Source organism: Microbispora sp. H10830, assembly GCF_014161375.1.
Lineage (GTDB): Bacteria > Actinomycetota > Actinomycetes > Streptosporangiales > Streptosporangiaceae > Microbispora > Microbispora catharanthi.
This window is the reverse complement of the sequence record NZ_JABBWX010000001.1, coordinates 355,201-374,548: the sequence shown is the minus strand read 5'-3', so window position 1 is coordinate 374,548 and position 19,348 is coordinate 355,201. Positions and strand designations below refer to the sequence as shown.

Annotated in this window: 19 protein-coding genes and 1 riboswitch; of the genes, 12 read left to right on the top strand and 7 right to left on the bottom strand. The window is 71.7% G+C overall.

All coding sequences use genetic code 11. The annotated features are described in order from the left end of the window. A complete protein-coding gene (gene thiS / locus HHX35_RS01720) occupies nt 1-201 on the bottom strand; it encodes a sulfur carrier protein ThiS (RefSeq protein WP_139574490.1) in 201 nt (66 codons plus the stop codon). Then, complete coding sequence (thiO, locus tag HHX35_RS01715; RefSeq protein ID WP_182897257.1) at nt 198-1,346, bottom strand: glycine oxidase ThiO; 1,149 nt, start codon at nt 1,344-1,346, stop codon at nt 198-200. The genes thiS and thiO overlap by 4 nt, the downstream gene beginning before the upstream one ends. Beyond that, nucleotides 1,335-1,445: riboswitch (TPP riboswitch) on the bottom strand. (Overlaps the previous gene by 12 nt.) Before the next feature lie 112 nt (nt 1,446-1,557). On the opposite strand from thiO, the gene HHX35_RS01710 reads away from it, so the two are divergent. The 4 genes from HHX35_RS01710 (at nt 1,558) to thiE (ending at nt 4,490) form a co-directional block, all read left to right on the top strand. Then, nucleotides 1,558-2,100 carry a dihydrofolate reductase family protein gene (locus HHX35_RS01710; protein WP_182897256.1) on the top strand — a complete coding sequence of 181 codons (543 nt, stop codon included), beginning with the start codon at nt 1,558-1,560 and terminating at the stop codon, nt 2,098-2,100. 111 nt (nt 2,101-2,211) lie between these two features. Further along, nucleotides 2,212-3,390, top strand: a complete 1,179-nt coding sequence (locus HHX35_RS01705) for an FAD-dependent oxidoreductase (RefSeq protein ID WP_182897255.1) — start codon at nt 2,212-2,214, stop codon at nt 3,388-3,390. A gap of 43 nt (nt 3,391-3,433) precedes the next feature. Next, nucleotides 3,434-3,808 carry an Rv2175c family DNA-binding protein gene (locus tag HHX35_RS01700; RefSeq protein ID WP_182897254.1) on the top strand — a complete coding sequence of 125 codons (375 nt, stop codon included), beginning with the start codon at nt 3,434-3,436 and terminating at the stop codon, nt 3,806-3,808. Nucleotides 3,809-3,836: 28 nt separating this feature from the next. Then, on the top strand, nt 3,837-4,490 hold the full coding sequence (gene thiE / locus HHX35_RS01695; RefSeq protein ID WP_396779503.1) for a thiamine phosphate synthase: 654 nt from the start codon (nt 3,837-3,839) through the stop codon (nt 4,488-4,490). Between the two features lie 58 nt (nt 4,491-4,548). Here thiE and HHX35_RS01690 read toward each other — a convergent pair whose 3' ends face one another. Continuing rightward, nucleotides 4,549-5,616 (bottom strand): polyprenyl synthetase family protein, encoded by a 1,068-nt coding sequence (locus HHX35_RS01690; protein ID WP_182897253.1) that lies wholly within the window; start codon nt 5,614-5,616, stop codon nt 4,549-4,551. A 140-nt stretch (nt 5,617-5,756) separates the two neighbouring features. Between HHX35_RS01690 and metF the strand changes: the two genes are divergently transcribed. Beyond that, on the top strand, nt 5,757-6,686 hold the full coding sequence (metF, locus tag HHX35_RS01685) for a methylenetetrahydrofolate reductase [NAD(P)H] (protein ID WP_182897252.1): 930 nt from the start codon (nt 5,757-5,759) through the stop codon (nt 6,684-6,686). A gap of 14 nt (nt 6,687-6,700) precedes the next feature. Here the strand turns inward: metF and HHX35_RS01680 are convergent, their stop codons facing one another. Both HHX35_RS01680 and HHX35_RS01675 read right to left on the bottom strand, forming a co-directional pair. After that, the gene (locus tag HHX35_RS01680) at nt 6,701-7,270 is read right to left on the bottom strand and encodes a GNAT family N-acetyltransferase (RefSeq protein WP_182897251.1); all 570 of its coding nucleotides are present in this window, start codon (nt 7,268-7,270) and stop codon (nt 6,701-6,703) included. 44 nt (nt 7,271-7,314) lie between these two features. Then, nucleotides 7,315-7,791, bottom strand: a complete 477-nt coding sequence (locus HHX35_RS01675) for a YbaK/EbsC family protein (RefSeq protein ID WP_182897250.1) — start codon at nt 7,789-7,791, stop codon at nt 7,315-7,317. A 126-nt stretch (nt 7,792-7,917) separates the two neighbouring features. On the opposite strand from HHX35_RS01675, the gene HHX35_RS01670 reads away from it, so the two are divergent. Both HHX35_RS01670 and HHX35_RS01665 read left to right on the top strand, forming a co-directional pair. Further along, nucleotides 7,918-8,796, top strand: coding sequence for a L,D-transpeptidase family protein (locus HHX35_RS01670; RefSeq protein WP_259404677.1), 879 nt, complete (start codon nt 7,918-7,920; stop codon nt 8,794-8,796). A 405-nt stretch (nt 8,797-9,201) separates the two neighbouring features. Beyond that, entirely contained in the window at nt 9,202-9,639 is a 438-nt protein-coding gene (locus HHX35_RS01665) for an SAV_6107 family HEPN domain-containing protein (protein ID WP_076432068.1), read from the top strand. A 129-nt stretch (nt 9,640-9,768) separates the two neighbouring features. On the opposite strand, the gene HHX35_RS01660 is transcribed toward HHX35_RS01665, so the two are convergent. Then, on the bottom strand, nt 9,769-11,013 hold the full coding sequence (locus tag HHX35_RS01660; protein ID WP_182897249.1) for an arginine deiminase: 1,245 nt from the start codon (nt 11,011-11,013) through the stop codon (nt 9,769-9,771). Nucleotides 11,014-11,142: 129 nt separating this feature from the next. Continuing rightward, a complete protein-coding gene (locus HHX35_RS01655; RefSeq protein WP_030508976.1) occupies nt 11,143-11,637 on the bottom strand; it encodes a transcriptional regulator in 495 nt (164 codons plus the stop codon). Between the two features lie 489 nt (nt 11,638-12,126). Between HHX35_RS01655 and pyrR the strand changes: the two genes are divergently transcribed. From pyrR to carB, 5 genes are read left to right on the top strand one after another with little or no spacing between them, the layout of a single operon-like run. After that, nucleotides 12,127-12,684 carry a bifunctional pyr operon transcriptional regulator/uracil phosphoribosyltransferase PyrR gene (gene pyrR / locus HHX35_RS01650; RefSeq protein ID WP_139574481.1) on the top strand — a complete coding sequence of 186 codons (558 nt, stop codon included), beginning with the start codon at nt 12,127-12,129 and terminating at the stop codon, nt 12,682-12,684. Then, nucleotides 12,681-13,616, top strand: coding sequence for an aspartate carbamoyltransferase catalytic subunit (locus HHX35_RS01645; RefSeq protein ID WP_139574480.1), 936 nt, complete (start codon nt 12,681-12,683; stop codon nt 13,614-13,616). The genes pyrR and HHX35_RS01645 overlap by 4 nt, the downstream gene beginning before the upstream one ends. 26 nt (nt 13,617-13,642) lie before the next feature. Beyond that, a complete protein-coding gene (locus tag HHX35_RS01640; protein WP_182897248.1) occupies nt 13,643-14,944 on the top strand; it encodes a dihydroorotase in 1,302 nt (433 codons plus the stop codon). Further along, the gene (carA, locus tag HHX35_RS01635) at nt 14,941-16,056 is read left to right on the top strand and encodes a glutamine-hydrolyzing carbamoyl-phosphate synthase small subunit (RefSeq protein WP_142556694.1); all 1,116 of its coding nucleotides are present in this window, start codon (nt 14,941-14,943) and stop codon (nt 16,054-16,056) included. The genes HHX35_RS01640 and carA overlap by 4 nt, the downstream gene beginning before the upstream one ends. Continuing rightward, nucleotides 16,049-19,327 (top strand): carbamoyl-phosphate synthase large subunit, encoded by a 3,279-nt coding sequence (gene carB / locus HHX35_RS01630; RefSeq protein ID WP_182897247.1) that lies wholly within the window; start codon nt 16,049-16,051, stop codon nt 19,325-19,327. The genes carA and carB overlap by 8 nt, the downstream gene beginning before the upstream one ends. Nucleotides 19,328-19,348 lie beyond the last annotated feature (21 nt).

Below are 19,348 nucleotides of genomic sequence, written 5' to 3'. Positions count from 1 at the left end.
TCACCCTCCCTGCACAGCCGTGAGCACCTCGACGCCGTCGCCGTCGGCGACCTGGGTGGAGTCCCAGGCGCTCCGGCTCACGACTTCGCCGTTCAGCGCCACCGCGACCCCGGACGTGAGGGGCGTGAGGGTCCGTACGGCGTCGCCGATCGTGGCGCCGTCCGGCAGTTCGGCCGCGCCTCCGTTGATCGTGACTTTCATTGGCTGAATCTCCCTGGATCGCAGAACCGGGCGACCGGAGGCACCTCGTCGCCGGTGAGGAACGCGGCGACGGCGTCGGCGGTGATCGGGGACAGCAGCACCCCGTTGCGTCCGTGCCCGGTCGCCGCGAGCACGCCGGGCGGCCCGGCCGGGCCGATGAGCGGCAGGTTGTCGGGCGTGCCCGGGCGGAAGCCGGTCGTCGTCTCGGCCAGTTCGAGCTCCGTGATGCCGGGCACCAGTTCGCGGGCGTCGCGCAGCAGCTCGTACACCCCTCCGGCGGTGACCCGCGCGTCGAACCCCATCTCCTGGGTCGTGGCGCCCAAGGTGATCTCTCCGTCGCCCCGGGGGACCAGGTAGGCGGGGGCGCCGTGCACCAGCCCCCTGACGCACCGGGTGAGGAAGCCCCGGGGCCCGCGCAGCCGGAGGATCTCGCCCTTGACCGGGCGTACCGGCAGGCCGGGCAGCAGGGACGCCGACCACGACCCGGCCGCCACGACGACCTGACCGGCCGCGACGGCGCCGCCGGACTCCAGCCGTACGCTCGGAGCGCCGGACCCCTGGGCGTCGATCCCCGCGACGCGCTCGGTCACCAGCGTGCCGCCCGCCTTCTCGAACGCCGCGAGCAGGGCGCGCACGACCCTGCGGGGGTTGACCCACGCGTCGTCGCGGGCCAGCAGCCCACCGCGTACGGAGGGGGAGAGCATCGGCTCGAAGGAGCGGCACTCGCGCCCGGTGAGCCGCTCGACCCGCAGGCCGAGCGTCCGCTCGAAGGCCGCGAGGTCGTCGAGGACGGCCATGTCGTCCGCGCCGCGGGCGACCTCCAGCGTGCCCTCGGTCCGGTAGTCGAGGTCGTCGCCGGTCTCGTCCTCCAGCTCCGCCCGGAACGCCGGCCAGGCCGCCAGCGACGCGAGGCCGAGCCGCAGCAGCGGCTCCTCCGTGTAGGTCACCTCGCTGACCGGCGCGAGCATCCCCGCCGACGCGTGAGTGGCGCCGCCTCCTGGCGTGGGGTCGACCACCGCCACCGACAGGCCCCGCCGCGCGGTGCGCCAGGCCGCGGCCAGGCCCTCCACCCCGCCGCCCACGATCAGGACGTCGTAGCCGGACTGCGCGCCGGACTGGGCGCCGGATGGCGGTGTGCGGGACACAGCGCTCCCTTCGCCGGCATTACCCGGATCAGGTCGGGGCGGTCGAGAGCCTCACGCTCTCCTCTCAGCCCGGTCCGCCGGGCTCCCGCGCGTCTTACGCCCACAAGGGTAGTACGCCGCCCATAACGGCCGATCGCCGGATCGGCGGGTCCGGGGCCGCCCGCGGGCGCATGATGGCGCGACGTGGATCGACCCGACGGAGGTGCCCCTCATGGCCACGATGCTGTACTCGGCCACCATGTCGCTGGACGGCTTCATCGCCGGGCCGGGCGGCGACATGTCCTGGCTGACCGAACATCTCGGGCCCAACCCGACCGTGGACGCGCTCGTCGGCGACATCGGCGCGCTGCTCGTCGGCAACCGCACCTTCCGCGGTGACGACCCCTACCGGGACACCCCCCAGGAGGGCGAGCCGTTCGGTGGCGGGTGGAGCGGGCCGCAGTTCGTGCTCACCCACGACGTCCCGGCCGCGCCGGTGCCCGGCGTGACCTTCGTGACGGAGTTCGGCGCCGCCGTCGCGGCGGCCAAGTCGGCCGCGGGGGACAAGTACGTCAACGTGCTCGGCGCGGACGTCGCCGCGCAGTGCCTCGACGCGGGCCTGCTCGACGAGATCCTCGTGTGCGTGGCGCCGGTCATGCTCGGCGACGGCGTCCGGCTGTTCTCCCACCCCGGCGGCGATCGGGTCAGGCTCGAACGGATCAGCCTCACGCACGTGCCGCACGCCACGAACATCTGGATGCGCGTGGTGCGGTGAGGGCCCGGCGTCCTTCACAACGTGGGCCCCCGCGGAAGTGCGCGTCAATTGCCCAACTCGTTATGGGGGGCCCGTTGGCCAGGGCCCCCGTTGACAATCTATGGTCAAGCTGTGGATCACGTCGTGGTGGTGGGTGCCGGCCTGGCCGGCGTGCGAAGCATCGAGGCGTTGAGGGCCGGTGGATTCACCGGCCGCATCACGCTCATCGGCGAGGAACACCATCGCCCCTATGACCGGCCGCCGCTGTCGAAGGCGGTGCTGCTCGGAGAGACCGACTCCACCGTGGTCGACTCCGATCTCGACGCCCTCGACGTGCGGCTGTGCCTCGGCACGGCGGCCAAGGGCCTGCGCGACGGCGTGCTGGAGACGACCGAGGGCGAGCTGGAGTACGACGGCCTGGTCATCGCCACCGGCGCCACGCCGATCCGCCTGCGCGGAGAGGGCCGCCAGCACGTGCTGCGCACGATCGAGGACGCGCTCGCGCTGCGCGAGCGGCTGGTCCCAGGCGCCCGCGTGGCCGTCGTCGGGGCCGGCTGGATCGGCGCCGAGGTCGCCACCGCGGCGGCCAGGGCGGGGTGCGCGGTGACCGTGGTGGAGGCGGGGGAGAGCCCGCTCGCCGTGGCGCTCGGGCCCGCCGTGGGCAGCCACACCACCGACTGGTACGCGCGGGCGGGCGTCGAGCTGCGCCTCGGCGCGATGGTCGGCACCGTGGACTCCGACGGTCTCACGCTCATGTCCGGCGCCCGGGTGCCGGCCGACGTGGTCGTCACCGGCGTCGGGGTGCGCCCGGCCGTCGACTGGCTGAAGGGGTCGGCGGTCCGGCTCGACGACGGGGTGGTGGTCGACGAGCATCTGCGCACGTCGCTGCCCAACGTGGTCGCGGTGGGCGACTGCGCGAACTGGTGGTCGCGCAGGTTCCGCACCCGGCTGCGGGTCGAGCACTGGGACACCGCGCTCCAGGCCCCCGACACGGCCGCCGCCACCCTGCTGGGCGAGGAGGCGGTCTACGACCCGGTGCCGTACTTCTGGTCCGAGCAGTTCGGTCACATGGTGCAGTTCGCCGGTCACAGGGAGGCCGGCGACCGCATGGTGCTGCGCGGCGACCCGCGCAGGGACGCGAAGTGGTCGGTGTGCTGGCTGACGGCGGACGACCGGCTCGCCGCGGTGCTCACCGTCGACCGGCCGCGCGACGTGGTGCAGGGCCGCAAGATCATCGAGAGTGGCCGGCGGCTCGACCCCCAGCGGGTCGCGGACGCGGCCGTGCCGCTCCGCGACTGCATTATGGCCTAATCGAGGTGTTTCCTGGCAGCTCGCCTGTGGTAATGGTGGACCCGTGACGCTTACTGTTGCGCAGATCGACCGGGAGACCGACCAGCTCGTAGGGGAGTGGCTCCCCCTCTCGGAGGCCGCCAAGAAGCTGGCACTGAGCATCGGCCGTGCCAAGCAACTCCTCAAGGACAAGAAGCTCGTCGGCGTCCGGCGGGGCGGCGGCGAGCCGCAGATCCCGTCGGTGTTCATCGCGGACGGCGAGGTGCTCAAGGGCCTGCCCGGCACGCTCACGGTCCTGTCCGACGCCGGGTACGACGAGGTGGAGTCGATCCGGTGGCTGTTCACCCCGGACGACTCGCTGCCGGGGGCCCCGATCGACGCGATCGTGAAGGGCCGGCACACCGAGGTCAAGCGCAGGGCCCAGGCCCTGGGCTTCTGACCCGGCCGCCGCGTGGCATTGTGGTCGGGTGAACGACATCCGGCGACAGCGGCTCGCGCAGGCCAGGCTCTACCTCTGCACTGACGGCAGGAGGGACCGCGGCGACCTGGAGAAGTTCCTCGACGCGGTCCTGTCCGGCGGCGTGGACATCGTCCAGCTCAGGGAGAAGGGCCTGGAGGCGCGCGAGGAGCTGGACCTGCTGGAGGTCTTCCGCGCGGCCTGCGACAGGCACGGCGCGCTGCTGGCGGTCAACGACCGGGCGGATGTGGCCTACGCCGCCCGGCCCGACATCCTGCACCTCGGCCAGGACGACCTCCCGGTGCCGGTGGCCCGGGAGATCCTCGGTCCCGATGTCCTCATCGGCAGGTCCACGCACTCGGCGGCCGAGGCGTCGGCCGCGGCCGTGGAGCCGGGGGTGGACTACTTCTGCTGCGGGCCGATCTGGCCCACGCCGACCAAGCCCGGCCGTCCGGCGCCCGGCCCCGCGCTGCTGGAGCACGCCGCGCGCCTGGGCACCGACCGGCCGTGGTTCGGCATCGGCGGCATCGACCTGGGCAACCTCGACGAGGTGATGGCGCACGGCGTGCGCCGCGCCGTGGTCGTCCGGGCCGTCACCGAGGCCGACGACCCGGGCGCCGCCGCCGCCGCGCTCAAGGCCCGGCTGTCCGCCGTCCCGCTCTGAGCGGAACACTTCCTCGCTGCCTGCTCAGGACGGTCGCCGGTCCTGCCGACGGGTCGCGTCAGGTGCGGCGGGACGTGGCGGCCACGGCCAGGGCGGCCAGTGCCGTGCGGGCCTCCTCCTCGATCGGCGCCTGGTCGAGGGCGTGCAGCGCGTCGTCGAGGTAGCGCTTGATCATGCCTTCGCACGCGGCCAGCGCGCCGGTCTCCTCGATCACCGTACGCAGCCGCCCGATTCCCTCGGCGTCCAGCCCGGGGTCGCCGAGCAGGGCCCGTACGACCGCCGCCTGTGCGGGCGTGGCCGAGGCGAGCGCACGCGCGATCAGGACGGTCCGCTTGCCCTCGCGAAGGTCGTCCCCGGCGGGCTTGCCGGTCTCCGCCGGGTCGCCGAACACGCCGAGGATGTCGTCGCGGAGCTGGAAGGCGATGCCCACCTGCTGGCCGTACTGCACGCAGAGCCGGTCGATCCAGGCGTGCGGGGCCCGGGCGGCGAGGACGAGCCCGAGCCTGAGCGGCTGCTCGACCGAGTATTTGCCGCTCTTGTACAGCGCCACCCGCAGCGCGCTGTCGAACGTGCTCTCGCCCTGCGCCTGTTCGAGCAGGTCGAGGTACTGCCCGCACATCAGCTCGGTGAGCATGTAATCGTGCAGCGGCTGAGCGGCGGCGATCGCCTCGGGCGCCAGGCCGCTGGTGCGCCACATCTCCCCGGACCACACCAGCAGCAGGTTGCCCAGCAGCACGGCCGTTCCCTCGCCGAACTGCCGCCCGGAGCCGTGCCAGCCCGCTTCTGCGTGCATCCGTTCGAACCGGCGGTGCGCCGACGGCATGCCCCGGCGCACGTCGCTCGCGTCCATGACGTCGTCGTGGATGAGCGCGCTGGCCTGCAGGAGTTCCAGCGAGGCGGCGGCGAAGTGCAGTCCCGGGTCGTCGCCTCCCCCGGCGGCGCGCCAACCCCAGTGACAGAAGGCGGGGCGCAGCCTTTTGCCGCCCGCTAGGAAGTCCTCCGCGGCGGACAGCAGGGTGGCCAGATGAGGGTCACCGAAGTGTGGTCGCTGCCGGTCGAGGAACTCCCGGAGTGCGCGGTCCACCTCCGTACGGATGGAATCGAGCGAGGCGGCGGAAGCGGTCATGCTCAGAGACTAACCGGGGTTGATCCGGGCACCCAGCAGCAGATCCCCTCCAAGTGGGCCAACTCACTCTGATAGGGCAAATGTCCACATAGCAAGACCGCGGGGGCCGCGAAAACCGCCATCGCTGTACCCTTGCCGGTATGGCTCTCGGTCTGCCCTCGCGGCTCCCTGATCGCGTCCCGACGGTCCGCGAACTGCTGGCCGCGGGCGAGCGCTCGTTCTCGTTCGAGTTCCTCCCGCCGAAGACCGAGGAGGGGGAGCGCCAGCTGTGGAGGGCGATCCGCGAGCTGGAAGCGCTGCGGCCGACGTTCGTCTCCGTGACCTACGGCGCCGGCGGCTCGACCCGGGACCGCACGGTGGACATCGTCGAGCGGCTGGCGCACGAGACGACGCTGACCCCCGTCGCCCACTTCACCGCGGTTGACCACTCGATCCGCGAGCTGCGCCACCTCGTCGGCAGGTTCGCCGACGCGGGCGTGCGCAACATCCTCGCCGTACGCGGCGACCCGCGCGGCGGCAACCCCCTGGACGAGTGGGTCAAGCACCCGGAGGGCGTCCTGTACGCCGAGGAGCTGGTGCGGCTGATCCGCCAGGCGGGCGACTTCTGCGTGGGGGTGGCCGCCTTCCCGTACAAGCACCCCAGGTCGGCGACCATCGAGTCGGACACCAAATATTTCGTGCAGAAGTGCCGGGCCGGCGCGGACTACGCGATCACCCAGATGTTCTTCAGGGCGGAGGACTACCTGCGGCTGCGTGACCGCGTGGCGGCCCAGGGGTGCGACACCCCGATCATCCCCGGCATCATGCCCGTGACGCAGGTGAGCACGATCGCCCGGTCGGAGCAGCTGTCCGGTGCGCCGTTCCCGCCGGAGGTGGCCGAGCGGTTCGAGGCCGTCGCCGACGACCCTGCCGCGGTCCGCCGTCTCGGCATCGAGCACGCCGTCGAGCTGTGCCAGAAGCTTCTCGACGAGGGCGCGCCCGGCATCCACTTCATCACCTTCAACCGGTCGAGCGCGACCCGCGAGGTGTTCCAGGCGCTGCACAGCGTGCCCGCCGCCGTGGCCGGCTGAGCCGGCCGGTCCCGTCAGCCTTCGCGGGCCCCGGGCTCGGGCAGCGGCAGGCGCACCCCGGCGATGACGTACTCCTCGTAACCGCCCGGGAAGACGAACCGGGTCATCAGGTCGGCGAACCCGACGTCCCGGTAGAGGTGCCGGGCCACGGTGGGGGCGTCGTGCGTCGACAGCACGGCCGTGCGCTCCGGGCGGCCCTCGCACAGTGTGTGGATCAGTCGCCGGCCGATTCCCCGGCCCTGATACTCGGGGCGCACGTGGATCTCGGCGATCTCCAGGGCGTCGCCGAACCAGGCGTTCGCCACCACCGGCCCGGCTCGGTCCTGCAGCGCCCCGCGCACGACGTCGTGCCACCACTGCCCCTGGCCGCCGTGGAAGCCGTACGCGAAGCCGGCGACGCCGGAGGCCTGCGTGTCCTCCGCGAGCACGCAGTCGAAGTCGGGATAGGTGGCGTGGTTGCGCATGATCGCCATGCGGCCCGCGAGCTGGTCCGACGGCGGGCGCATGGCGACCGTGTAGATCTCCAGCACGGTGTCCAGCACCGCCCTGAACTCGTCGGGCCCCACCCGTCGCAGTTGGATCACTCGTCGCACACTAGCAAAACGACGCCGGGCCGGTCCGGCAGGCGTCACTCCACCTCGGCGGCCGTGCCCCCGGTGATACGCAGCAGCTCGTCGTAGGACGTGGGGAAGACGGTGTGGGGGTGCCCCGCGGCGGCCCACACGACGTCGTGCTTGCTCAGCCAGGTGTCCACCAGCGTCCGTACGGGCGCGGGGTGCCCGGCCGGGGCGACGCCGCCGATGGGCTGCCCGGTGTGCTCGCGGACGAACTCCGGCGTGGCCCGCCGCACCTTCGCCGCGCCCACGAGCCGCGCGATCAGATCGGTGTTCACACGGTGGGCGCCGCTGGTCAGCACCAGCAGCGGCGCGCCGTCCGCGTCGAAGATCAGGCTGTTGGCGATCGCGCCGACCTCGCAGCCCAGCTGGGCCGCCGCCGTGGCGGCCGTCGGGGCGGCCTCGTCGAGCACGACGACCTCGCCTGTCACCGCGTGGGCCCGCAGGGCCTCCTGAACCCGGACGACGTTCGGATGCAACTTTTCTGCCACCCGGTCACTCTAAACGGATTGCCAGGACATACGCGGCCGATTATGGCCACTTACGATCACGCGGCTCACAATCGGACCGTAAGGTGAGTCCTTTGATCGAGAAACGGGCTTATGAGGGGGTTGGTCATGATGAGGGGTCGACGGCGGCTGCTCGTCGCGGTGGGAGCGGCGACGTTCGCGACTGCCTTCGCGGCGACCGGCGTGAGCGGCACGGCGCAGGCGCGCACCGCCGTGCCGGCGGGGACCGTCACGGCGGGGACCGCGCTCCCGGCGCTTCAGGCGTCCTCGGCGCTCCCCGCGCTCCCCGCGCTCCCGCCGCGAAGCGCCGTTCCCGCCCGCGCCACCGGTTACCCGCCGTTCACCGCCCCGGGCAAGACGCTCAAGCTCGGCGCCAAGGGCTCCGCCGTGAAGGCGCTGCAGGCCCGGCTCAAGGAGCTCGGGTACGTGCCCGGCAGCGTCGACGGCCGGTACGGCGGGGCCACGCTGACGGCGGTCTGGGCGTTCCAGAAGGTGCAGGGGATCACGCCGACCAGCACGGTCGCGGCCCGCACCTGGAGGGCGCTGGAGAACCCCCGGGCGCCCAAGGTCCTGGTGCCCAGGGGCAAGGCGACCCGCGTCGAGGTGAACCTGACCAAGCAGGTGATGGTTCTGTACCGGGGCGGCGCGCCGGTTCTCATCAGCCACATCTCCAGCGGCAGCGGCATCCCCTACACCGAGTACGCCACCTGGAACGGCAAGCGGCAGCGGTTCTCCGGCAGCGCGCGCACGCCGACCGGCGACTACGCGACCACCTGGCGGGCCAGGGGCTGGCACCGGTCCTACCTCGGGCAGCTCTACAACCCCATCTTCTTCAACGGCGGCATCGCGCTCCACGGCGCGCTGTCGGTGCCGCTCTACCCGGCGTCGCACGGCTGCGTGCGGCTGCCCATGAACGTGGCCGAGATCCTGCCCGGCATGCTCGGCAAGGGTGTCCCTGTGCACGTCAGGGGCGCCTTCAGGCGCTAGCGCCATCCCCGGAGGGGCCCCGCGCGAGGTGGTCGCGCGGGGCCCCTCCGCCGTCTCCGGCCCGTGTTTCGAACGTGGTCCTCGAACACATATTCGTTGACAGCCTTGACAGAGGACATGATCGAATCTATGTTCGATGGAGTGGGCGTGGGACTCGCGGCTCGCGCCCACCCCGTTGGATTCGTGCCTTCGTCGTCGGCGGAGACGGATGCGGCACGGCCCGCGGCGTGGGCCGGACGGGGAGAGGGGAAGCTCCTCGTCCGGCCGCCCACGGGAGCCTGAGAAAGCGTCGGGCGATCTCGAGCGGTTCACGGGATCTCCCGGCCGGCGAAATTGTCGGTGCGATCTGCGACTGTGAAGTCACCGGCGACTTTCGCCGGAGTGCCACGACTCAAGGAGGCGGGCATGACTGAGCAGAACGACGATCAGAAGAGCGGGCCCCGGCTCTCGCAGGCGGTTCTGGCACACCTCGCGGACGCCAGGGCATGCCTCGCGGACGCAACCGTCGGGCCCACCCCCGCGGACCGCTACGTGTCGGCCCACCTGGCGGCCCTCCGTGCGGCCGCCGGGATCCTCGCGGCCCGTCCGCGGCCGATGGACGGCCGCAGGCGGCGGTTGCGCAGCGCCTGGGAGCTGCTGCCGGAGGCCGAGCCCAAGCTCGCGGACTGGGCGGCCTACTTCGCGGTGAGCGCGACCAAGCGCGCGGCGGCCGAGGCCGGCATGGTCCGAGCCGTCACGCAGAACGACGCAGAGGAAATCATAGCGGAGGCGGACAGGTTCGTCGGCGAGGTCGAGTCGATCCTCGGCCTGCCCGGCCGTCCCACTCTGCCCATGGCCGGCTGACCTCCGTCTCCGCCCATGGCCCCGCTCGCCCGTCCGGCGCGGCCCGGGCGCCCACTGCGCCCGCGCCAGGGTCGGCCACGGAGCCGGGGCGCCCACCGTGACGCCGGGAACGAGGCGACGCCGGGGTGATCAGACGGGGTCGCGCTCCAGCGGGCAGCTCATGCACCGTGGCCCGCCGCGTCCGCGGCCGAGCTCGCTGCCCCGGATCGTGACGACCTCGATGCCGTGCCTGCGCAGGTGGTTGTTGGTCGTGGTGTTGCGCTCGTAGGCCACGACCACACCGGGTTCCAGCGCCAGCACGTTGCAGCCGTCGTCCCACTGCTCGCGCTCGGCCGCGTGCACGTCCTGCGTCGGCGTGAGGACCTTGATGTCGTCAAGGCCGAGGGCCCGCGCGATCGCCTTGTGCATGTCCTCCGGCGGGTGGTCGGTGACCTTCAGCTCCTTGTCGGTGTCGCCCGGCTCCACCGTGTACGACGGGAGCATGCCGAGCCCGGCGTACTTGGTGAACACGCCCACGTCGACGTTGGTCATCACGGTGTCGAGGTGCATGAACGCACGGGTCTTGGGCAGATCGAGCGCCACGATGCGGGTCGCCGACCCCGCACGGAACAGATTGGTCGCCAGCATCTCCACGGCCTGCGGCTGGGTGCGCTCGCTCACCCCGACGAGCACGACGCCGTTGCCGAGCACCAGGACGTCGCCACCCTCGATGGTGGCCGGGGCCATGCGCACGCCCTCGTACCAGACGTTGAACCCGCCGGCGTCGGGCTTGCCGTATCCGGCGGCGAACAGCGGGTGCCACCGGTAGACCGCCTCGTAGTTGACGGTCTCCCGCCTGCGCGCCTTCTTGCGCATCGCGTTGATCGACACCCCGTCGTACACCCAGCAGGAGGTGTCGCGGGCGAACAGGTGGTTGGGCAGCGGCGGGAGGACGAAGTCGTCCATGCCCAGCGTGTGGAAGGCGATGGAGCCGGGGTCGCAGCCCAGCTCCATGATCTCGCGTTTGGTGATCCCGCCGGTCAGCAGCGGCGCGAGCGTGTCCGCGTCGAGGGCGTCGAGTGTGTTGCGGATCGCGTCGGCGGCCAGCGGGCCGAACCAGTGCTCGTCGACGCTGCCGTCGAGGATGTGCTTGCGCGCGTCGGGGATCTCGATCACCTCCCGCAGGAGGTCGCCGAGGTGGTGCACCGTGACGCCGCGCCCGGCGAGCACCTCGCACCACTCCCGGTGCTCCTCCAGCGCGCGGTGCACCCACAGCACGTCGTCGAACAGCAGGCCGTCCTTGTTGCCCGGGGTGAGCCGCTTGAGCGCGAGTTCGGGTATGTCGACCAGGACCCGGCGAAGCCTGCCCACCTCGGAGCCCACGTAAAACGTCATGTCCTGACCTATCCCCGCGTGGCGGGAATCACTCGTACCGGCGGCTCCCCCTTGCGGAGGCGCCGCCCGTGACTACGCCGGAGAGGACGGACATCGGCACGGGGAGCCGCGTACGAACCGGGCGGGAGGTCAGAAGGACTCGACGGCGCGGCGGGCCTCGGCGTCGAGCACACCCCAGTGGATGAACTCCTCGGTCAGCTCGACCGGCGACTTGTCATAGATGACCGCGAGCGAGCGCAGGTCCTCCTGCCGGATGGACAGCACCTTGCCGTTGTAGTCGCCCCGCTGGCTCTGAATGGTGGCGGCGTAACGGGCAAGCGGGCCGGCCTTGTCCTTCGGCAGCTGCGACAGCCGCTCCAGGTCGATGACCAGCTTGGGAGCGGGCGCAAGCGGGCTGGGGGCGGCTCCGCCCGGAAGAAGCTCCGACACCGGCACTCCGTAGAAATCCGCGAGCTCGGCGAGCTTCTGCACGGTCACCGCGCGGTCGCCCCGCTCATAGGAGCCCACGACGACGGCCTTCCACCGTCCGCGGGACTTCTCTTCCACACCGTGCAGGGACAGCCCCTGCTGGGTCCGGATGGCGCGCAGGCGCGCGCCCAGCGACTTGGCGTAGTCAGACGGCATCGTGTGGCCCCCGGCTTTCTATGACTCTTCTCACTTGATTGTGCGTCCTTGTCCTAAGCGTTCCGAACACCGGGGCTGGTGCCCGTGACCGGCACCTTCGGTGACCGCTGCGTCGGGTTTTACCCAGGAAGGTCGCGTGTTGTGGTTACGGACAGTGACGGTAAAGCCGACACTCCCAAAGGTCAAGCTGATTGGAAAAAAGAGCGTCAAACAGTGCTCTCACCGAAATCACCGACACCCGGCGCGATGCGGCTTCCGATCCCCGGCCCGCCCCTCGCCCGGCCCCCGAACGCCCCGGAACGTCACCGGAACGTCACCGGAAGGTTCCCGAAGATTCCCGGCACCCCCTCGTCACGCCGAGGGCGAACGGCTCCCCCGGGGCCATCCCCCCTGGCGGGAGGGGGGTTCGCAGACGGCCCTGATACTCTAAGCAGAACCGACACCCTTTTAAGACCCGTCCCGTGAGGCGGGAAAGGCGGTGACTTTTTCATGTCTGATGCCCGAAATCAGGCCCGTGCCGTCCTGGAGGGGCCCGACATCCACCGGGCGCTCACCCGGATCGCGCACGAGATCCTCGAACGTACCAGGGGCGCGGAGAGCGTCGTCCTGCTCGGCATCCCCACCCGCGGCGCCACCCTCGCGCATCGCATCGCCGGGCGCATCGCGCAGTTCGAAGGGATCAAGGTCCCCGTCGGCGCCATCGACGTCACGATGTACCGCGACGATCTGCGCCTGCGGCCCGCGCGCCCGCTCGGCCGCACCGAACTGCCCCCGGACGGCGTGGACGGCAGGACCGTCGTCCTCGTGGACGACGTCCTCTACTCCGGCCGCACCGTGCGCGCCGCGCTCGACGCGCTGAACGACGTGGGCAGGCCCAGGGCCGTCCAGCTCGCCACGCTCGTCGACCGCGGCCACAGGGAGCTGCCGATCCGCGCCGACTACGTCGGCAAGAACCTGCCGACCTCCAAGAGCGAGAAGGTCAAGGTCTTCCTGGAGGAGACGGACGGGCGCGACGCGGTCGTGCTCATCAAGGAGGACGACCGATGAAGCGTCACCTGATCTCGACCGGCGACCTCACCCGCGACGACGCGCTCCTCATCCTCGACACGGCCGAGGAGCTGGCGCGGGTCTCGCAGCGGTCCATCAAGAAGCTGCCGACGCTGCGCGGCCGCACGGTGGTGAACCTCTTCTTCGAGGACTCCACCCGGACCCGCATCTCCTTCGAAGCCGCGGCCAAGCGCCTGTCGGCCGATGTGATCAATTTCTCGGCCAAGGGGTCGAGCGTGTCCAAGGGCGAGTCGCTGAAGGACACCGCGCTCACCCTGGAGGCCATGGGCGCCGACGCCGTGGTGATCAGGCACAGCGCCTCGGGCGCGCCGCATCGCCTGGCCACCTGGGTGCGCGGCAGCGTGGTCAACGCCGGGGACGGCACCCACGAGCACCCCACCCAGGCGCTGCTCGACGCCTTCAGCATCCGCCGCCGGCTGGGCCGGCTGGAGGGCCTGAAGATCGCCGTCGTGGGCGACGTGCTGCACAGCCGGGTCGCCCGGTCCAACGTGCTGCTGCTGCACACGCTCGGCGCGGAGGTGACGCTGGTCGCGCCGCCGACCCTGCTGCCGGTGGCGGTCGGGACCTGGCCCTGCCAGATCTCGTACGACCTCGACGCCGTGCTGCCCAAGTCGGACGTCGTGATGATGCTGCGGGTCCAGCTGGAGCGGATGAACGCGGCCTACTTCCCCTCGGCGCGGGAGTACAGCCGCCGCTACGGCCTCGACCGCGACCGCTTCGCCCGCCTGCACGACGACGCCATCGTCATGCACCCCGGCCCGATGAACCGCGGCATGGAGATCTCCGCGGAAGTCGCCGACTCGCCGCGCTCGACGATCGTCGAGCAGGTCGCCAACGGCGTGACGGTCCGGATGGCCGTCCTCTACCTGCTGCTCGGCGGTTCCGAGCCCGCGATCGGAGGCGCCGAATGAGCACGTACGACCTTCACGAGGGGACTGTGACCACCATCCTCATCAGGGGCGCCCGCATCCTGGGCGGCGCCCCGAGCGACATCCTGCTGCGCGACGGCGTCGTGGCCGAGACCGGCGACCTCGCGGGCGCGAAGGCCGACCAGACGGTCGACGCCGACGGGCTGGTCGCCCTGCCCGGCCTGGTGGACCTGCACACCCACCTGCGCGAGCCCGGCCGGGAGGACGCCGAGACCGTCGAGACCGGCACCCAGGCCGCGGCGCGGGGCGGGTACACCGCCGTCCACGCGATGGCCAACACCTCCCCGGTGGCCGACACCGCCGGCGTGGTGGAACAGGTCTGGCGGCTCGGCCAGGAATACGGCCACTGCGACGTGCAGCCCGTGGGCGCCGTGACCTCCGGCCTCGAGGGCCGCCAGCTGGCCGAGCTCGGCGCGATGGCCGACTCCGCGGCCCGCGTGCGGGTCTTCTCCGACGACGGCAAGTGCGTGTCCGACGCCGTGCTGATGCGCCGGGCGCTGGAGTACGTCAAGGCGTTCGACGGCGTCGTGGCCCAGCACGCCCAGGAGCCCAGGCTGACCGAGGGCGCCCAGCTCAACGAGGGCGAGGTCTCGGCCAGGCTCGGCCTGACCGGCTGGCCGGCGGTCGCCGAGGAGGCGATCATCGCGCGCGACTGCCTGCTCGCCGCGCACGTCGGCTCCCGGCTGCACGTCTGCCACGTCTCCACCGCGGGCTCCGTCGAGATCATCCGCTGGGCCAAGTCGAAGGGCTGGGACGTGACCGCCGAGGTCACCCCCCACCACCTGCTGCTGACCGACTCCTGCGCGGAGACCTCGCCGCTCGGGCCGTACAACCCGATCTACAAGGTGAACCCGCCGCTGCGCACCGCCGAGGACGTGCGGGCGCTGCGCGAGGCGCTGGCCGACGGCACGATCGACTGCGTGGCCACCGACCACGCCCCCCACCCGGTCGAGGACAAGGAGACCGAGTGGGCCGCGGCGGCCATGGGGATGATCGGCCTGGAGACCGCCCTGTCCGTGGTCCAGGAGGCCATGGTCGAGACCGGGCTGCTCGACTGGGCCGGTGTCGCCGACCGCATGTCCGCGCGGCCGGCCGCGATCGGCCGCCTGACCGGGCACGGCCGCCCGATCGAGCCCGGCGCCCCCGGCAACGTCACGCTGTACGACCCGTCGGTCCGGCAGCCGGTCGACCCTGCCGCGATGGCGTCGAAGAGCCGCAACACCCCCTACGAGGGGCTGACCCTGCCCGGCCGCGTCGTCGCCACGTTCCTGCGCGGCCGCCCCACCGTTCTCGAAGGGAAGCTCGTATGACAGCCCTGCTCGTGCTCGAGGACGGACGCGTCTTCGAGGGAACGCCGTACGGCGCCGTGGGCGAGACGTTCGGCGAGATGGTCTTCAACACCGGCATGACCGGCTACCAGGAGACGCTCACCGACCCCTCCTACCACCGCCAGATCGTCGCGATGACCGCCCCGCACATCGGCAACACCGGTGTCAACGACGAGGACCCCGAGTCCCGCAGGGTCTGGGTCGCGGGCTACGTGGTGCGCGAGCCGTCCCGGATCCCGTCGAACTGGCGCTCCCGCAGGACGCTCGACGACTACCTGCGCGACCAGGGCGTGGTCGGCATCGCGATGCCCGGCACCCGCGCCCTCACCCGCCACCTGCGCGAGCGCGGCGCGATGCGCGCGGGCATCTTCAGTGAGGGCGGCGAGATCGCCGACCTGGTCGAGCGGGTGCGGCGCTCGCCCGGCATGGAGGGCGCCGACCTGGCCCGCGAGGTCAGCACGGCCGAGCCGTACGTCGTGCCGGCGGTCGGGCGCAAGCGCTTCACCGTCGCCGCGGTCGACCTCGGCATCAAGGCCATGACCCCGCAGCGGATGTCCGAGCGGGGCTGCGAGGTGCACGTGCTGCCGGCGACCGCCAAGGCGGCCGACATCCTCGCCCTCGATCCCGACGGCGTCTTCTTCTCCAACGGCCCCGGTGACCCCGCCGCGGCCGGGTACGCGGTCGAGTCCCTGCGCGAGGTGCTGGACGAGAGCGTGCCGTTCTTCGGCATCTGCTTCGGCAACCAGATCCTCGGCCGGGCGCTCGGCCTCGGCACCTACAAGCTGCGGTACGGCCACCGCGGAGTGAACCAGCCGGTGCAGGACCGCAGGACCGGCAAGGTCGAGATCTCCGCGCACAACCACGGCTTCGCCGTGCGCGCGCCGCTCGACGGGCCCTTCGAGACCCCGTACGGCGCGGCCGAGGTGAGCCACGTCAACCTCAACGACGACTGCGTGGAGGGGCTGCGCCTGCTGGACCGCCCCGCGTTCAGCGTGCAGTACCACCCCGAGGCGGCCGCGGGCCCGCACGACGCGGCATATCTGTTCGACGAGTTCTGCGAGCTGATGGACAAGAAGGGGGCCAAGGGTGCCTAAGCGTACGGACATCAGGTCCGTCATGGTGATCGGCTCCGGCCCGATCGTCATCGGACAGGCGTGTGAGTTCGACTACTCCGGCACCCAGGCCTGCCGCGTCCTGCGCAGCGAGGGATTCCGGGTCATCCTCGTCAACAGCAACCCCGCCACGATCATGACGGACCCGGAGTTCGCCGACGCCACCTACGTCGAGCCGATCACGCCGGACATCGTCGAGAAGATCATCGCCAAGGAGCGGCCCGACGCGCTGCTGCCCACGCTGGGCGGCCAGACGGCGCTCAACACCGCCGTGGCGCTGCACGAGGCGGGCGTGCTCGACAAGTACGGCGTCGAGCTGATCGGCGCCGACATCGACGCCATCCAGGCGGGGGAGAACCGCGAGCGGTTCAAGGAGATCGTCGCCAAGGTCGCCGCCGAGCACGGCCTCAACGCCGAGTCGGCGCGCAGCCTGATCTGCCACACCATGGACGAGTGCCTGCGCGCGGCCGGTGAGCTGGGCTACCCGCTCGTCGTCCGCCCGAGCTTCACCATGGGCGGCGCGGGCTCCGGCTTCGCCCACGACGAGCAGGAGCTGCGCCGCATCGCCGGCGCCGGCCTCGACGCGTCCCCGACCACCGAGGTGCTCCTGGAGGAGTCGATCCTCGGCTGGAAGGAGTACGAGCTCGAGGTCATGCGGGACCGCAACGACAACGTGGTCATCGTGTGCTCCATCGAGAACATCGACCCGATGGGCGTCCACACCGGGGACAGCGTGACGGTGGCGCCCGCGCTGACGCTGACCGACCGCGAGTACCAGAACATGCGCGACGTCGCGATCGCGGTCATCCGCGAGGTCGGCGTGGACACCGGCGGCTGCAACATCCAGTTCGCGGTCGACCCGCAGACCGGCCGGATGATCGTCATCGAGATGAACCCGCGCGTGTCGCGGTCGTCGGCGCTGGCGTCCAAGGCCACCGGCTTCCCCATCGCCAAGATCGCCGCCAAGCTCGCGATCGGCTACACCCTCGACGAGATCCCCAACGACATCACCAAGGAGACCCCGGCGTCGTTCGAGCCGTCGCTCGACTACATCGTGGTCAAGGTGCCGAGGTTCGCGTTCGAGAAGTTCGCCGGGGCCGACCAGACGCTGACCACCCACATGAAGTCGGTCGGCGAGGCGATGGCGATCGGCCGCTCCTTCCCCGAGGCGCTGCAGAAGGCGCTGCGGTCGCTGGAGAAGAAGGGGTCGTCGTTCAGCTGGACGGGCGAGCCCGGCGACCTGGACGAGCTCCTGGAGGCCTGCCGCACGCCGCACGACGGGCGGCTGCGCACCATGCAGCAGGCCATCAGGGCGGGCGCGACCCCCGAGCAGGTCCACGAGGCCACGTCGGTGGACCCGTGGTTCGTCGACCAGCTCTTCGCGATCGACGAGGTCGCCCGGTCGATCACCGCGCTCGACCGGCCCACCCTTGAGCTGGCCAAGCGGCACGGCTTCAGCGACGCGCAGATCGCCGAGATCCTGGGCGTGCCGGAGCCCCAGGTGCGGGCCAGGCGCCACGAGCACGGCGTCCGGCCGGTCTACAACACCGTGGACACCTGCGCCGCCGAGTTCGCCGCGCGCACGCCGTACCTCTACTCGACGTACGACGAGGAGAACGAGGTGCCGGTGGGGGACCGGCCCAAGGTGATCATCCTGGGCAGCGGGCCCAACCGCATCGGCCAGGGCATCGAGTTCGACTACGCCTGCGTGCACGCGTCGTTCGAGCTGGCCAAGGCCGGCTACGAGACCGTGATGGTCAACTGCAACCCCGAGACCGTCTCGACCGACTACGACACCTCCGACCGGCTCTACTTCGAGCCGCTCACGCTGGAGGACGTCCTGGAGGTCGTGCACGCCGAGCAGGAGACCGGGCCGGTCGTCGGCGTCATCGTGCAGCTCGGCGGCCAGACGCCGCTCGGGCTCGCCCAGGCGCTCAAGGACGCGGGGGTGCCCGTGGTCGGCACCTCACCCGAGTCGATCCACCTCGCCGAGGACCGGGGCGCGTTCGGGCAGGTCCTCGCCGAGGCCGGGCTGCCCGCGCCCAGGCACGGCACCGCGACGACCGTGGAGGAGGCGCGGGCGGTCGCCGAGGAGATCGGTTACCCGGTGCTCGTGCGGCCGTCGTACGTGCTCGGCGGCGCCGGCATGGCCATCGTGTACGACGAGGACACCCTCGGGGCGTACATGGAGAAGGCGGCCTCCGAGCACCCGGTGCTGATCGACCGGTTCCTCGACGACGCCATCGAGATCGACGTGGACGCGCTGTTCGACGGCGAGGAGCTGTACCTCGGCGGCGTCATGGAGCACATCGAGGAGGCCGGCATCCACTCCGGCGACTCGGCGTGCGCGCTGCCGCCGATCACGCTGGGCGGCTTCGACATCAAGCGGATCCGCGCGGCCACCGAGGCCATCGCCCGCGGCGTGGGCGTGCGCGGCCTGCTGAACGTCCAGTACGCGATGGCCTCCAACGTGCTGTACGTCCTGGAGGCCAACCCCAGGGCCAGCCGTACGGTGCCGTTCGTGTCCAAGGCCACGGCGGTGCCGCTGGCCAAGGCGGCGGCGCGGCTGATGCTGGGCGCGACGATCGCCGAGCTGCGCGCCGAGGGCATGCTGCCGGCCGACTACGACGGCGGCACGCTGCCGATGGACGCGCCGGTCGCGGTCAAGGAGGCGGTGCTGCCGTTCAACCGGTTCCGCGGCGTGGACACCGTCCTCGGGCCGGAGATGCGCTCGACCGGCGAGGTCATGGGCATCGACGAGTTCTTCGGCACGGCCTTCGCCAAGTCGCAGTCGGCGGCCTACGGCGCGCTGCCGACCAAGGGACGGGCGTTCGTCTCGGTCGCGAACAAGGACAAGCGGGCCATGATCTTCCCCGTGAAGGCGCTCGCGGACCTCGGCTTCGAGATCCTGGCCACGGAGGGCACCGCCGAGGTGCTGCGCCGCAACGGCGTCCGTGCCAAGATCGTGCGCAAGCACAGCGACGGCACCGGCCCCGACGGCGAGTCGACGATCGTGCGGCGCATCCTCGACGGGGAGGTGGACCTCATCGTGAACACTCCGTTCAGCAGCCCCGGCCAGTCCGGGCCGCGCCTGGACGGGTACGAGATCCGCACCGCCGCCGTCAACCGCGGCATCGCCTGCATCACGACCGTCCAGGGCCTGGCCGCCGCAGTGCAGGGCATCCAGCACATCGTCAGAGGCGACATCGACGTGTGTTCCCTCCAGGAACACGCCAGGAGGCTGCGAGACTAGCCCGGGACACGCGGAGGGCTT